Source organism: Rhodococcus mengyinensis (genome assembly GCF_048381435.1).
GTDB classification, from domain to species: Bacteria; Actinomycetota; Actinomycetes; order Mycobacteriales; family Mycobacteriaceae; genus Rhodococcus_F; species Rhodococcus_F opacus_D.
The window spans coordinates 44,149-58,519 of sequence record NZ_JBLWIT010000133.1 but is presented as its reverse complement, the minus strand read 5'-3'; the positions used below and the strand labels follow the sequence as shown (position 1 = coordinate 58,519).

Below are 14,371 nucleotides of genomic sequence, written 5' to 3'. Positions count from 1 at the left end.
CCCGCTACCACTCATCCCGCAACTTCCTCCGCTCCGACCAGCAGCCGGAACAGCACCGCCATCCGCATGTGCACACCATTGGTCACCTGCTGCAGCACGGCGGTCCTCGTCGAGTCGGCAACCGCCGACGCGATCTCCATGCCGCGCAGCATCGGGCTGGGATGCAGCACCACCGCGTGGTCGGGAAGCAGCGCGAGCCGCTTCTCCGACAGGCCGTAATTGATCGAGTACTCCCGCTGGGACGGGAAGAATCCGCCGTTCATCCGTTCCGCCTGCACACGCAGCATCAGGACGGCGTCGAGGCCGGGAAGCTCCGCGTCCAGCGAATGCGCCACCGACACCGGCCAGGTGGACACCCCCACGGGGAGCAACGTGGGCGGCGCGACCAGGACCACCTCGGCGCCGAGCATCGACAGCAGCAGTGCATTCGACCGCGCCACCCGGCTGTGCAGGATGTCGCCGACGATGGCGATGCGCTTGCCCTCGATGTCGCCGAGACGCTGACGCAGCGTGAGCGCGTCGAGCAGCGCCTGGGTGGGATGTTCGTGGGTACCGTCGCCGGCGTTGATGACCGCCGGGCCGCCGTCGTCCTGATGCCCGGTCCACTTCGCGATCTGGTGGGCCGCACCCGAGGCGGGGTGGCGCACGATCAGGGCGTCGGCGCCGGCCGCGCGCAGTGTCATCGCCGTGTCCCGGAGGGATTCACCCTTGGACACCGACGAACTCGAGGCGCTGACGTTGATGACGTCCGCGCTCATCCACTTCCCGGCGACCTCGAACGACACCCGGGTCCGGGTCGAGTTCTCGAAGAACACGGTCATGACCGTCCGGCCCCGCAGCGTCGGGAGCTTCCGCACCTCACGTCCGAGGAGGGCTTGTTCGAAGCGTTCGGCCTCGTCGAGGAGTTCGACAGCCGATTCCCGTGTCAGGTCCGCGATCGACAACAGGTGCTTCACTTAGCTCTTCCCCCCGGAGATCATGACCGCGTCGCGGCCGTCGTGTTCGCTCAGGAGCACCTTGACGTCCTCGGTGCGGGCGGTGGGCACGTTCTTGCCCACGTAGTCGGCGCGCAGCGGCAGTTCGCGGTGGCCGCGGTCGACGAGGACGGCCAGCTGAACGGCGCGCGGCCGCCCGAGGTCGCGGAGGGCGTCGAGTGCCGAGCGGACGGTGCGGCCGGAGAACAGCACGTCGTCGACGAGCACCACCAGGGTGTTGTCGACGCCGCCCTCGGGCACCGACGTGCGTTCGAGGGGACGGTGCGGTTTGGTGCGCAGGTCGTCGCGGTACAGGGTGATGTCGAGGGAGCCGACCGATGGGCGCACCCCGGAGAATTCTTCGACCTTCCCGGCGAGGCGGGCGGCGAGCGTCGTGCCCCGGGTGGGGATGCCGATCAGGACGACCCGCGGCGCGTCACCGTCGGCGGCGTCCAGCGCGGTCTTCTCGATGATCTGGTGCGCGATTCGCGCAATGGTCCGTCCCACATCGGCTGCGGACAGCAGCTCGCGTGCGGGTTCGACGGACGGGGACGACTCTGGTGTTGATTCCGCCGGTTCCCCGGCGGGGCGAGACCCTTCGGGCACGCGCATACAACGACCTCCTTCTCCGCCTCACTGGACGGATCGTTAAAGGATGCCTGACGCGGACAGCTTATCAGCGCGTCGACTGCGCCAGGCCCGGACCCCTGACCTGCGGGCCCGCAGTCGCGGGCCCGCAGCGGGACACGAACTTACGAACCGGCGTCGTTCGACTCGCCGCCGGCGGTCTCGGTGCGCCGCGACGTCGCGGCCGCAGCCGACCGCACCTGCGGCGCCACCAGCACGACCTGACCGAGGATGCCGTTCACGAACCCCGGCGACTCGTCGGTGGACAGCTGTTTGGCCAGCTCCACCGCCTCGTCCACGGCCACGACCGGAGGCACGTCGGTGGCGTGGAACAGCTCCCAGACGGCGATGCGCAGGATGGCGCGGTCGACGGCGGGCAGCCTCTCCAGCGTCCAGTCCTGCAGGTGGGATCTGATCACCTCGTCGAGTCGGTCCAGGTTCTCCGCCACCCCGGTCACCACGGTGACGGTGTACGGAGCAACCGGCGCCACGGCGTCGTCCTTGCCGGACAGCTCCGCGCGTTCGGTGGCGAGATCGACCGGGTCGAGATCTCGCGCCTCGGCCTCGAAGAGGAAATCGACGGCGCGCTTGCGGGCCTTGTGCCGTGCGCCGAGTTTCTTATGCGTACCGGACACTCAGGAATTCACACGCCCGAGGTAGTTGCCGTCGCGGGAATCGACCTTCAGCTTGTCACCGGTGTTGATGAACAGCGGCACGTTGATCTCGGCACCGGTCTCGAGGGTGGCGGGCTTGGTGCCACCGGTGGAGCGGTCGCCCTGCAGACCGGGATCGGTGTGCTGGACCACCAGTTCGACGGTGACGGGCAGTTCCACGAACAGCGGGACGTCCTCGTGCGTCGCAACCTGCACGGCCATGTTCTCGAGCATGAAGCGTGCGCCGTCGCCGACGGTGGCCTCGCTGATCGAGATCTGGTCGTAGGTGTCGCCGTCCATGAAGATGTAGTCGGTGCCGTCGTGGTACAGGTACGTCATGTCGCGGCGGTCGACCGTGGCCGTCTCCACCTTGACGCCGGCGTTGAACGTCTTGTCGACGACCTTGCCCGAGAGCACGTTCTTCAACTTGGTGCGCACGAACGCGGGACCCTTGCCGGGCTTCACGTGCTGGAACTCGATGATCGTCCACAGCTGGCCCTCGATCTGCAGGACCAGGCCGTTCTTGAAATCACTAGTGGAAGCCACTTGCTTCGCGTCTCCTCGATAAGGTCGAAACCGTCTACACGACAGTCAGGTCTTTGGTGGTGAGTGTGAGCAGCTCCGGTCCCTGCTCACGAACCACGAGCGTGTCCTCGATCCGCACGCCTCCGCGCCCGGAGAAGTACACGCCCGGCTCGACGGTCACCGCCGCACCGTCCAGAAGTGTACCGGTGCCGAGCTTGCCGATTCCCGGAGCTTCGTGGATCTCCAGGCCGACGCCGTGTCCGAGCCCGTGTAGGAACAGTTCCCCGTAGCCCGCGTCTTCGATGACCCGGCGGGCGGCACCGTCCACGGCGGACACCTCGGCGCCCGGGCGCAACGCGTCCCGCCCGGCCTCCTGCGACCGCGCGACCAGCGCATACACGTCCCGTTGCCAGTCGGCGGCCTGCCCCAGGACATACGTTCTGGTCATGTCCGAGTGGTATCCGCCGACCTCGGCGCCGAAGTCCAGCTTCACGAAGTCGCCGCCGGCGAGGACCGCCTCGGTGGGGCGGTGGTGCGGGATCGCCGAGTTGGCGCCGGCCGCGACGATGGTCTCGAACGAGATGCCGTCGGCGCCGTGCGCGAGCATCAGCGCCTCCAGTTCCCGGCCCACCTCCTTCTCGGTGCGTCCCGGGCGGAGGCCACCCCGTTCGATCAGGTCGGCGAGCGCGGAGTCGGCGGCCGTGCACGCCGCCCGCAGCAATCCGACCTCGAAATCGTCCTTCACCATCCGCAGTTCCTCGACGAGACCCGGAACGGGATCGAGGCGCGCGTCCGGCGCGAGCACCGACCAGGCCGCGAACTCGTCCACCGTCACCACGTGGCTCTCGAACGCCAGCGAGGACGGGCTCCGCCGACCCACCGATTCGATGAGGTGCGCGGCGCTGGCGCGGGCGATCTCGGCCCGCAGATCGGGAACCTGTTCCCCGACTTGCGTGAGGTAGCGGCCGTCGGTGCTGATGACGGTGCGCTCCTCGGCCCCCTCTGCGTCGGCGGCGTGCACGAGCAGGGCGGCGTTCGATCCGGTGAACCCGGTGAGATAGCGGATGTTCACCAGATTCGTCACCAGAAGTGCGTCGAGATCCCGGGCGGCGAGGGCCGCGCGCAGCGCCGCGCGCCGCGAACCATGATCAGCAGGCATGTCGTCAAACGTACCGGCAAATCGCCGCCCGGAGGGCGCGGATCGACGGCACCCGTCCGGTGGCGAGAACAGGTTTCAGAGCGCGCCGTGTGGGTTAGACCACACGGGTGAAAACCCGCTCGTTACGCTGTGCCCATGAATGCGTGGGTGGTACGCGGCCTCGGCATGGCCCTGATACATGTTTTCGTTCGTGTGATCCTCGGTGTGTCGATCACACAGTGGCCCCTTCAGGGATCCGCTCTGAGATGGCTCGCACTGCTGATCGTCGTGTTCGTGGCGCTGATCTGGGCCGGCATCGACGGCATCCGGGACCGTCGCCGGAACCCCGAGCCGGAGGACGGCGCCGACCTGACGATGCTGTGGCTGAAGGCGGCCCTGCTCGGCGGCATCGTGGCGGGTGTGGGGAGCTGGCTGGCCAACCTGATTCCGTCCCTCAACGTCACCCAGAACTCGTTCTTCTTCGAGATCACGTCCGGGGCCGCGTTCACGGTCCTGCTGATCTTCGTGCCTGCCATGCTCGCCGTGTTCCTCGGCCGGTTCTTCGTCAGCCGCGAGTCCAGGAAGACGGAGAAGGACCGCGGCGAGCGTCACCCGACGGCACGCGGCGCCGGAACGGCCGCAGGGGCCGCAGCGGGGGGAACCGCAGCAGCAGCCGTCGCCGACGACGAGGGCTACGGACAGAACTATCCCGGCCAGGCCTACGAGCAGACCGCGGACACCGGTTACGCCGGGTCCGACGCCGACACGGCCGTGTTCGAACCGGTGCACAACTACCGCGAGGACACGTCCGACCTCGATCAGCCGCAGGGTGGGGACACCGCGTGGCAGGACCCCGTCGACCTCGGGAAGCGCACCACCGACGACCAGCGCCGCGGCGAGTAACAGCCTCGGCTTCACCACACCGACAGACGACGCGGCGGTGTGAGCGCACTCGCTCACACCGCCGCGTCTCACTTCGTGCCGCTACGTCACAGCAGGACGGCACCGCCGGTGCCCGGCTTCTCCTCCCGCGCCACCGCGGAGTACGCGGCCACGAGCAGAGACGGGTCCGGGCCCTCGAGCCGTCCCGGCTTCGCGAGCCCGTCGAGCACGACGAACCGCAGGACGCCCGCCCGGTTCTTCTTGTCGGTCTGCATCCCCTCGACCAACTGGCCGAACGCGTCCGCGTCGTACGTGGTGGGCAGACCCACCAGTTCCAGGATGGTGCGGTGCCGGTCCGCCGTCGCATCGTCCAGGCGTCCCGCCAGACGCCCCAGCTCCGCCGCGAACACGAGCCCGACGGCGACCGCCGCACCGTGGCGCCAGCGGTAGCGCTCACGCCGCTCGATCGCATGCCCGAGGGTGTGCCCGTAGTTCAGGATCTCCCGCAGATCGGATTCGCGCAGATCGGCGGCCACGACCTTGGCCTTGACCTCAACGGACCGCCGGATCAGTTCGGGCAGAACGGTTCCCGTCGGGTCCAGGGCGGCTTCGGGATCCTTCTCGATGAGGTCCAGGATCACCGGGTCGGCGATGAAGCCGGTCTTCACGACCTCCGCCATTCCGGCGACGATCTCGTTGCGGGGCACCGTCTCCAGCGTGGCCAGGTCGATCAGCACCGCCGACGGCTCGTGGAACGAGCCCACCAGGTTCTTGCCGGCCTCGGTGTTGATGCCGGTCTTGCCGCCGACCGCCGCATCCACCATCGCGAGCAATGTCGTGGGCACGTGGATCACGCGCACACCGCGCATCCACGTCGCCGCGACGAACCCGGCGAGGTCGGTGGCCGCGCCGCCGCCCAGGGAGACCACGGCGTCGCTGCGGGTCAGCCCGATGCGGCCGAGGACCTCCCAGCAGAATCCGGCCACGGCCAGATCCTTGCCGTCCTCCGCGTCCGGAATCTCGATGCGGTGCGCATCGATTCCCTTCTCGGCGAGTGCCGCGCGCACCGCCTCCGCCGTCTCGGCCAGCGGCGGCTGATGGAAGATCGCCACCGTCCTCGTGCCGGTGAGTTCGTCCACCAGCTCGCCGAGCAATCCGCGCCCGATGATGACCGGGTAGGGGTTCGCCGTCTGCACCTGTACGCGTACCGGTTCGGTCACTGTCTGCTGCTCCGCTCCGTCGTGTCCGAGATTCTCGGATGTCTCTGTTCCGCCGGGGTCGCCCATCACTCGGCGACTCCGCCGGGGTCGCCGATCACTCGGCGAGTTTCGCCACCAGCTGCTGCACCACGCGGGCGGGACTCCGCCCGTCCGTGCGTATCCGGATGGACGCCACCTGCCGGTACAGCGGTCGGCGCTTGCGCATCAACTCGGTGTACTTCTGGCGGGGGTCGCCACCGGCGAGAAGGGGGCGCGCGGTGTTGGTCCCCGTGCGCTTGAGCCCCTCGGCCACGCTGATCTCGAGATAGATCACGGTGTGGCCCTTCAACAATTCCCGGGTCCGCTCGGAGAGGATGGATCCACCGCCGAGCGACACGATCCCCTCGTGGCTCTCGATGGCCTTCCGGACGATCTCTTCCTCGAGGGCGCGGAAGGCGGGTTCGCCCTCCTGGACGAAGATCTCGGCGATCGTGCGTCCCGCCTCCTCCTCGACCGCCACGTCGGTGTCGAACAGCGGAAGGTCCAGGGCCTGCGCGAGGCGCCGCCCGATCGTGGACTTACCCGCTCCCGGGGGGCCGACCAGCACGGCTTTCGGTGCCATCATCCGTCACCGCCCCGATGCGACGGCAGACCGGGTGGTCATCGCGCGAGCCGGGCTGCGACGCCCGATGCGTAGCGCTCGTAGTTGGCGGTCGTCTCGGCAACCGAGTCGCCCCCGAACTTCTCGAGTGCCGCCTGGGCGACGACCAACGCCACCATCGCCTCGGCCACGACACCGGCGGCGGGCACCGCGCACACGTCGGACCGCTGGTGGATGGCCACGGCTTCCTCACCGGTCGACATGTCTACGGTGGCCAGCGCGCGCGGGACCGTCGAGATCGGCTTCATCGCCGCGCGCACGCGGAGCGCCTCCCCGTTGGTCATGCCGCCTTCGAGGCCGCCCGCGCGGTTGGTCGAACGCAGGATTCCGTCCGGGCCCGGACGCATCTCGTCGTGCGCCTGGCTGCCGCGTCGGCGCGCGGTCTCGAAGCCGTCGCCGACCTCCACACCCTTGATCGCCTGGATGCCCATCAGGGCGGACGCGAGACGGGCGTCGAGACGGTCCGCGCCGCTGATGAACGATCCGAGACCCACGGGGAGACCGTGGATGACGACCTCGACGACCCCGCCGAGGGTGTCGCCGTCACGCTTGGCGGCCTCGATCTCGGCGATCATCGATTCCTCGGCGGCCTTGTCGAAGGCGCGTACCGGGCTGGCGTCGATCGCCGCCAGATCCGACGCGGTGGGTTCGGGACCGACGTACGGATCGGACGCGCCGATGGAGATCACGTGGGACAGCACCTCCACACCGAACACCTGGCGGAGGAAACTCCGGGCGAACGTCGCGGCCGCGACCCGGGCCGCGGTCTCGCGTGCGCTCGCGCGTTCGAGAACCGGGCGAGCGTCGTCGAATCCGTACTTGAGCATGCCCGAGTAGTCGGCGTGACCGGGGCGCGGGCGGGTCAGCGGCGCATTCCGCGCCTGGTCGGCGAGCAGTTCGGCGTCCACCGGGTCCGCGGACATGATGGTTTCCCACTTGGGCCACTCCGTGTTGCCCACCTCGACGGCGATCGGTCCGCCGAGTGTCCGCCCGTGGCGTACACCACCGACGATGGTGACCTTGTCGGCCTCGAACTTCATCCGCGCGCCGCGGCCGTAGCCGAGTCGGCGTCGCGCGAGTTGGGTCGAGATGTCCTCGGACGTCACTTCGACGCCCGCGACCATCCCCTCGAGCATCGCGACGAGGGCGGGACCATGGGATTCTCCGGCAGTTATCCAGCGCAGCACGCCCAATATCCTTCCATGTCGCCGCGCCCGGCAGTGACGGTGGTCCTCCCAACCGTGTGCCAGGCGTGGACTCGTTCACGCGATGTGCACGGCGAACAGCGCAACCAGTGTCGCGGCACACATGGCCGGGCCGTGCGGGAGCGGTTTCGGCGAACGCCGGGCGGCGAGGACGATGCAGCCCGCCAGCGCTGTCAGCGCCGGCGCGAGCCCGGCCGCGAGCACCCAGGCTTCTCCCCCGGCAAGCCCGGCGGCGGCGCCCACCCCGAGCGCGAGTTTCACGTCACCCGCACCGACCGCCCCGGGTGCGCCGAGGTACAGGGCGAGATACGCCGACGCCAACAGGAACCCGCCGATCACGGCTGTGGCCGCGGATCCGGTCGCGGCGCCGACGCCGACGATCGCGAGGAATCCGGGCAGGGTCAGCGGGTTCGGCAGCTTCCGTGCACACAGGTCGGTGGCGGCGAGACTGACACACCACCACCAGAACACGAGCGCACACGGCAGCACCCACAGTGCGGATGCGGTGGTACCGGCCCAGACCGTGGCGGGGACGCCGACCGCGCACACCGCCTCGCACCAGCCCGCCCGCACCGTGCCCACGAACAGACCGGCCGTCCGGCGGGCTGCCCAGCCCGCACCCGCACCCGCCACCACACTCGCCGCGATCAGCCACCACATGCCGAGCAGCATGCGTGACCGGATCACCGTGTGGATCACCGTGACCTGGCACGACAATCGACCTGTGGATAGCGGTCCGGCCTGTGGACAACTAGCCGAGAGCGGCCGCCATCGCCTCGCGCGGCGCCGGGCGACCGGTAAACTGCTCCACCTGCCCGAACGCCTGGTGCAGAAGCATCGAGAGACCGCCGACGACGGTGCCGCCCGCCGCCTCGACGGCCGCTGCCAGCGGGGTCGGCCACGGGTCGTAGATCGCGTCGAGCACGAACGGCGCCCGCCCGAGAATGTCCGCGTACTCGGTGATCGCGGCGGACGGAACGGTGCTGACGAGCGCGGCGGCCGCCGCGCACCGGGCACCGAGTTCCGGGCTGTCGAAGCCGAGCAACCGGACGTCGAGCCCCACCGATTCCGCGCACCCCAGTGCGCCTGCCGCGCGACCCGCGTCGCGTGCCACCACGGTCACCGATTTCACGCCCATGTCGGCGAGCGCCACGAGCGCGGGTCTGGCCGTTCCCCCGGCGCCGACGACGACCGCCTCGGCGCCCGCGATGGTTCCGACACCACCCGCGGTGAGCGCACCGCTGACCCCGTCGACATCGGTGCAGTCGGCACGCCAGCCACCCTCGATACGGACGAGGGTGTTCGCGGAGCCGATCACCACGGCCCGTTCGGTGCGCTCGGACGCGAATTCGAGTGCGGCGATCTTGCCCGGCATCGTGACGGACAGTCCGACCCATTCCGGGCCGAGCCCGGACACCAGGCCGGGCAGTCGCGCCCCGTCGCACTCGATCCGGTCGTACGTCCACCCGGTGAGACCGAGCGCCCGATACGCCGCGAGGTGCAGGTGCGGCGAGCGCGAATGCGCGATCGGGCTGCCCAGCACCGCAGCTTTGCGTGCGGTCACCACTTCATCGTCCACTGTTGAGAATCCCGTTGTTCAGAGCCTGGTCGATGTTGGCCAGGTGTTCGTCGTAGCTCTTCGTGAACAGTGTGGTGCCCTTCGAATCGACCGTCACGAAGTAGATCCAGTCGCCGGGCGCCGGTTGTTCGACCGCCTGCAACGCCCCGATGCTCGGCGAGGAGATCGGCGTCGCGGGCAGACCGGGGCTGGCGTACGTGTTCCAGGGTGTCACCTGTGCGCGGTCGGCGTCGGTGGTGGCCAGTTCGGTCGTGTCGAGCGCGTAGTTGACCGTCGAGTCGAACTGCAACGCCTGGTTGACGGCGAGCCGGTTGAGGATGACGCGAGCGACCTTCGAGAAGTCGTCCGGCATCGCTTCCCGTTCCACCAGGGACGCGGCGATCAGCATCTTGTACGGCGTGAGTCCGACCTGGTTGCCCGCGGTGAGGATGCCGGTCTTCTCGTAGCTCGCGGAACTCTCGGTGACCAGCCTCTGGAGTATGGCGGCGGGACCGGCGGTCGGGTCGAAATCCCAGCTGCCCGCGGCGATGAGCCCCTCGAGCTGGCGGTCCCGGTCCGGAACGCCGGCGACCGCGTCCTTCGCCCAGTCGGGTACCCCGAGCGCGGACAGGTCGCCCGCGCCGGCGGCGTTGAGATCGTCGTAACTGATGCACTGCTCCTGGCCGGCCTCACCGACGCAACTGGCCTCGGAGATCAGGGTGTAGATCCCCTTCTTCTTGGCCCCGGTCTGCACATCGGTGGTGTCGTGGAGCTGCCTGCCCTCGGAGATGATCATCTGCCCGACGCGGGAGGTGGGGTCGACCAGTTCCTGCACGGCGTCATCTGCCGGGATCTGGGTCGAGAGGCTGTAGAAGCCGGGTTGCACCGAGTTCATCGCGTTGCTCTGGACCGCGGCGTTGAAGAAGGCCGATCCGCTGGCGACGACGTCCCGCTCGGCCAGAGTGGAGGCGATCTCCTCGGCGGTGTCGCCTGGATGAACCTGCACGACCACCTCGGGACCACCGGGGCCCGCGTAGTCCGCGGGCGCGTCGGGACCGCCGAAGAACATCTTGCCGCCGACGAACACGATGCCGACCAGCACTATCAGGACCGTCGCGGCGGCGAGGGCGCCGAACAGCTTGCCCCTGCGTGCGCGTCCCGTGGCCTGTTTGCGCCGGCGGGCCTGCGTGCGGGCGTGGGCGCGAGTCGGCGGGATCTCCTCGGGGATCGCGGAGATTATCTGTGTCTCGGCCTCCGCGAACGCGACATCGGGCTCGTCGGGCGGTGTGCCGTAGCGGTCGTCGGCATAGGTGTGGGCCTCGTACTGCTCGTCGACGTGCACCGGCTCGTCGGCGTAGGCGGGCTCGTCGTACGCGTGCTCGTCGGCTGCCGGTGCCCGGTAGGCGCGGGCGTCGCCGTACGAACGGGGACCGTATCCGTCCTCGTAGACGGGCTCGGGGTCGAACGGCTGCTCGTACACCGGGTTCTCGTACGCGGGCTGCTCGTACACCGGCTCTGTGTAGTCGGCGTGGGGTTCGTCGAATTCACGGTCGTCGTACACCACCGCGTGGCGCCCCGTAGTGACGACGTCGTCGTCCTCGGGGGGCGGCGCGTAGTCGACGTGGTCGTCGTCCTCGTCGAGGTAGCGGTGCCGTCGGGGTTCGCGGGGGACGTACTCGAATTCGGGTCGCTCACCTGCGGGTCGCCGATGATTGCTCACTGGCCCCCCTCCGGTAGCTGCACGTCCCCACCTGAATCCCCTGCATTCACCGACCTGCTCCGCTCGTCCAACCATCCCTGCAAGATCGCCACCGCCGCAGCCTGGTCGATCACAGGACGCTGGCCCCTCGCACTGACACCGCTCTCGCGAAGCGCCCGCGCGGCAGTGACGGTCGTCAGACGTTCGTCCGCCATCCGCACCGGTATCGGGTCGACCTTCCTTCGCAATCGCTTCGCGAACACAGTAGCGATCGAGGCGGCCTTCCCCCGTTCACCCCGCAAGGTCTGCGGCAGACCGACGATAACCTCCACGGCCTCGTATTCCTCGACAATGTCGGCAATGCGCCGGATATCCGGCGCGTCGGGTCCCCGATCCTTGGACCGGGGCACCGTCTCCACCGGGGTGGCGAGGATCCCGTCGGGGTCGCTCGACGCGACCCCGATCCGGACGCTGCCCACATCGATGCCGATGCGCCGACCACGCCCAGGGTCGTCGGCTCCCGGTCGATCCGGACCCTGTTCCGCGTGATCCACCGCTACTGGCTCCCCACCTTGTCCGCCACTTGTCCCCGGACAGCGTCGAGGGCGGCCGCAATTCCGCTGGTGTCCGAACCGGAACCCTGTGCCATGTCGGCCTTTCCGCCTCCGCGGCCGCCGATCTTCGGACCGAATCCCTTCACGAGGTCGCCGGCCGCCAGGCCGAGTTCCTGTGCCGCCTTGTTCACGGCCACCACGAACGGAACCTTGCCGTCGACGTCGCCGAGCAGCGCGACCACGGCGGGCTGGGTGCCGAACCGGCCGCGGATGTCGGTGACGAGACCACGCAGGTCGTTGCCGCCGACACCGGCCGGGGCGGCATCCGCGACCAGCAGCACCGGCCCGACCCTCTGCGCCTTGTCGACGAACGTGCCCGCCGCGGCAAGAACCGCCTGCGCGCGGGTCTGCTCGAGTTCCTTCTCCGCCACGCGGAGTCGCTCCACCAGCGCTTCGACGCGGGCAGGCACTTCTTCCGAAGGCACCTTCAGCGACGACGAAAGACCGGCGAGGAGCGCGCGTTCCTTGGCCAGGTAGCGGTACGAATCGAGCCCGACGTACGCCTCGACGCGGCGCACACCGGAACCGACGGACTGCTCACCGAGCAGCGTGACGTTGCCGATCTGCGAGGAGCTGCCCACGTGAGTTCCACCACACAGCTCCATCGAGAAGGGCCCGCCGATTTCGACGACCCGCACCTCGTCGCCGTAGTTCTCGCCGAACAGCGCCATCGCGCCCATCGACTTCGCCTTGTCGAGATCGGTGACGAACGTGTTCACCGAGTAGTCGGCGGCCACCGCCTCGTTCGCGACGACCTCGATGTCCTGCTTCTGCGCTTCCGTCAGCGCGCCCTGCCAGGAGAAGTCGAAACGCAGGTAGCCCGGCTTGTTCAGCGAGCCGGCCTGAACCGCGTTGGGGCCGAGCACCTGTCGCAGCGCGGCGTGCACCATGTGGGTACCGGAGTGACCCTGCGTGGCACCCTTGCGCCACGCGGCGTCGACCTGCGCGAGCACGACGTCGCCCTCGGTGAGCTGACCCTCCTGCACGGTCACCTTGTGGACCCACAGCTTCTTGGCGATCTTCTGGACGTCGTTGACCTTCACCCGCAGGCCCGGGCCGGTGAGGGTACCGAGGTCGGCGATCTGGCCACCCGCCTCCGCGTACAGGGGACTGCGGTCGAGGATGACCTCGACGTCCTGGCCCGCCGTCGCGACGGGGACCCGCTGCCCCTGCGAGATCAGCGCGAGAACATGTGCCTCGGAGACCAATTCGTGGAATCCGGTGAACTCGGTGGGTCCGCGGTCGAGGAGTTCCTTGTAGACGGTCAGGTCGGCGTGCGCGTGCTTACGGGCCTGGGCGTCGTCCTTCGCGCGCTGCCGCTGCTCCGCCATCAGCGTGCGGAACCCCTCCTCGTCGACGGTCAGGCCGGCCTCGGACGCCATCTCCAGGGTCAGGTCGATCGGGAAGCCGTACGTGTCGTGGAGCGCGAAGGCCTGGTCGCCGCCGATCGTCGACTTGCCGGACGCCTTCACCGACTCGGCGGCGCCTTCGAACAGCTTCGAGCCGGACGTGAGGGTCTTGAGGAACGCAGTCTCCTCCCCCACCGCGACCGTCTCGATGCGGCCGAAGTCGGTGTCGAGGACCGGGTAGGACGGCGCCATCGTGTCGCGGACGACGGTGATGAACTCCCGCATGCTGGGCTTGTCGGCACCGAGTAGCTTCGCGGACCGGACGATGCGCCGCAGCAGGCGGCGCAGGACGTAGCCGCGCCCGTCGTTGCCGGGGTTCACGCCGTCGGCGATGAGCATCGCCGCGGTGCGCGCGTGGTCGGCGATGACCCGGAAGCGCACGTCGTCGTCGTGGACGGCGCCGTACTTGCGGCCCGACAGTTCCTCGGCCTTCGCGATGACCGGACGCACGAGGTCGGTCTCGTACACGTTGTCGACGCCCTGGAGCAGGAACGCGACGCGCTCGACACCCATGCCGGTGTCGATGTTCTGCTTCGGCAGCGGGCCGAGGATCTCGAAGTTGTCCTTGCTGATGCCCAGGCCACGCTCGTTCTGCATGAACACGAGATTCCAGATCTCGATGTAGCGGTCCTCGTCGGCCTCCGGGCCGCCTTCCTTGCCGTACTCGGGGCCGCGGTCGTAGTAGATCTCCGAGCACGGGCCGCAGGGGCCGGGAATACCCATGGACCAGTAGTTGTCGGCCATGCCGCGGCGCTGGATCCGCGATTCGGGAACGCCGACCTCGTCACGCCAGATGTCGCGGGCCTCGTCGTCGTCGAGGTAGACCGTCACCCAGATGCGCTCGGGATCGAAGCCGTAACCCCCGTCGTCGACGCTCGAGGTCAGCAGCGCCCACGCATGCTTGATCGCGTCGCGCTTGAAGTAGTCGCCGAACGAGAAGTTCCCGGCCATCTGGAAGAACGTGTTGTGCCGTGTGGTGATGCCCACATTCTCGATGTCGAGGGTGCGCACACACTTCTGGACACTGGTCGCCCTCGGGTACGGCGGCGTCTGCTGGCCGAGGAAGAACGGCACGAACTGCACCATCCCGGCGTTGACGAACAGCAGGTTCGGATCGTCGAGAATCAGCGAGGCGCTGGGTACCTCGGTGTGGCCTGCCTTGACGAAATGGTCGAGGAAGCGCCGGCGAATCTCGTGGGTCTGCACGTCAGTGATCCTTATTGTCTG

At 68.9% G+C, this 14,371-nt stretch carries 14 protein-coding genes; 1 reads left to right on the top strand and 13 read right to left on the bottom strand.

Annotated elements, in window-relative coordinates; translation table 11 throughout:
• Nucleotides 1–11: 11 nt before the first annotated feature.
• The 5 genes from ACNJ7E_RS31390 to ACNJ7E_RS31370 form a co-directional block, all read right to left on the bottom strand.
• Nucleotides 12–956, bottom strand: a complete 945-nt coding sequence (locus ACNJ7E_RS31390) for an aspartate carbamoyltransferase catalytic subunit (protein ID WP_418341773.1) — start codon at nt 954–956, stop codon at nt 12–14.
• Nucleotides 957–1,586 (bottom strand): bifunctional pyr operon transcriptional regulator/uracil phosphoribosyltransferase PyrR, encoded by a 630-nt coding sequence (gene pyrR, locus ACNJ7E_RS31385; RefSeq protein WP_280782176.1) that lies wholly within the window; start codon nt 1,584–1,586, stop codon nt 957–959.
• A gap of 140 nt (nt 1,587–1,726) precedes the next feature.
• The gene (gene nusB, locus ACNJ7E_RS31380) at nt 1,727–2,236 is read right to left on the bottom strand and encodes a transcription antitermination factor NusB (protein ID WP_280782177.1); all 510 of its coding nucleotides are present in this window, start codon (nt 2,234–2,236) and stop codon (nt 1,727–1,729) included.
• Nucleotides 2,237–2,800, bottom strand: coding sequence for an elongation factor P (efp, locus tag ACNJ7E_RS31375; protein ID WP_009480417.1), 564 nt, complete (start codon nt 2,798–2,800; stop codon nt 2,237–2,239).
• Between the two features lie 34 nt (nt 2,801–2,834).
• Entirely contained in the window at nt 2,835–3,938 is a 1,104-nt protein-coding gene (locus tag ACNJ7E_RS31370) for an aminopeptidase P family protein (RefSeq protein ID WP_280782178.1), read from the bottom strand.
• Between the two features lie 135 nt (nt 3,939–4,073).
• Here ACNJ7E_RS31370 and ACNJ7E_RS31365 point away from each other — a divergent pair, with 135 nt between their 5' ends.
• Entirely contained in the window at nt 4,074–4,820 is a 747-nt protein-coding gene (locus ACNJ7E_RS31365; RefSeq protein ID WP_283332340.1) for a B-4DMT family transporter, read from the top strand.
• A gap of 86 nt (nt 4,821–4,906) precedes the next feature.
• On the opposite strand, the gene aroB is transcribed toward ACNJ7E_RS31365, so the two are convergent.
• The 8 genes from aroB to alaS all read right to left on the bottom strand — a co-directional run bounded on the left by aroB (nt 4,907) and on the right by alaS (nt 14,350).
• Nucleotides 4,907–6,019: a 3-dehydroquinate synthase gene (gene aroB, locus ACNJ7E_RS31360; protein ID WP_005262316.1), complete on the bottom strand. Its 1,113-nt coding sequence runs from the start codon at nt 6,017–6,019 to the stop codon at nt 4,907–4,909.
• A gap of 94 nt (nt 6,020–6,113) precedes the next feature.
• Complete coding sequence (locus ACNJ7E_RS31355; RefSeq protein ID WP_005241678.1) at nt 6,114–6,620, bottom strand: shikimate kinase; 507 nt, start codon at nt 6,618–6,620, stop codon at nt 6,114–6,116.
• Between the two features lie 38 nt (nt 6,621–6,658).
• Nucleotides 6,659–7,846 (bottom strand): chorismate synthase, encoded by a 1,188-nt coding sequence (gene aroC, locus ACNJ7E_RS31350; RefSeq protein ID WP_009480413.1) that lies wholly within the window; start codon nt 7,844–7,846, stop codon nt 6,659–6,661.
• A gap of 75 nt (nt 7,847–7,921) precedes the next feature.
• Nucleotides 7,922–8,581, bottom strand: a complete 660-nt coding sequence (locus tag ACNJ7E_RS31345) for a prepilin peptidase (protein WP_280782180.1) — start codon at nt 8,579–8,581, stop codon at nt 7,922–7,924.
• A gap of 34 nt (nt 8,582–8,615) precedes the next feature.
• On the bottom strand, nt 8,616–9,443 hold the full coding sequence (locus ACNJ7E_RS31340) for a shikimate dehydrogenase (protein WP_280782181.1): 828 nt from the start codon (nt 9,441–9,443) through the stop codon (nt 8,616–8,618).
• Nucleotides 9,433–11,142 (bottom strand): endolytic transglycosylase MltG, encoded by a 1,710-nt coding sequence (locus ACNJ7E_RS31335; protein WP_280782182.1) that lies wholly within the window; start codon nt 11,140–11,142, stop codon nt 9,433–9,435. The genes ACNJ7E_RS31340 and ACNJ7E_RS31335 overlap by 11 nt, the downstream gene beginning before the upstream one ends.
• Complete coding sequence (gene ruvX / locus ACNJ7E_RS31330) at nt 11,139–11,675, bottom strand: Holliday junction resolvase RuvX (protein ID WP_105421869.1); 537 nt, start codon at nt 11,673–11,675, stop codon at nt 11,139–11,141. Before ruvX ends, ACNJ7E_RS31335 begins: the two co-directional genes overlap by 4 nt.
• A gap of 2 nt (nt 11,676–11,677) precedes the next feature.
• Nucleotides 11,678–14,350 (bottom strand): alanine--tRNA ligase, encoded by a 2,673-nt coding sequence (alaS, locus tag ACNJ7E_RS31325; RefSeq protein WP_280782184.1) that lies wholly within the window; start codon nt 14,348–14,350, stop codon nt 11,678–11,680.
• Nucleotides 14,351–14,371 lie beyond the last annotated feature (21 nt).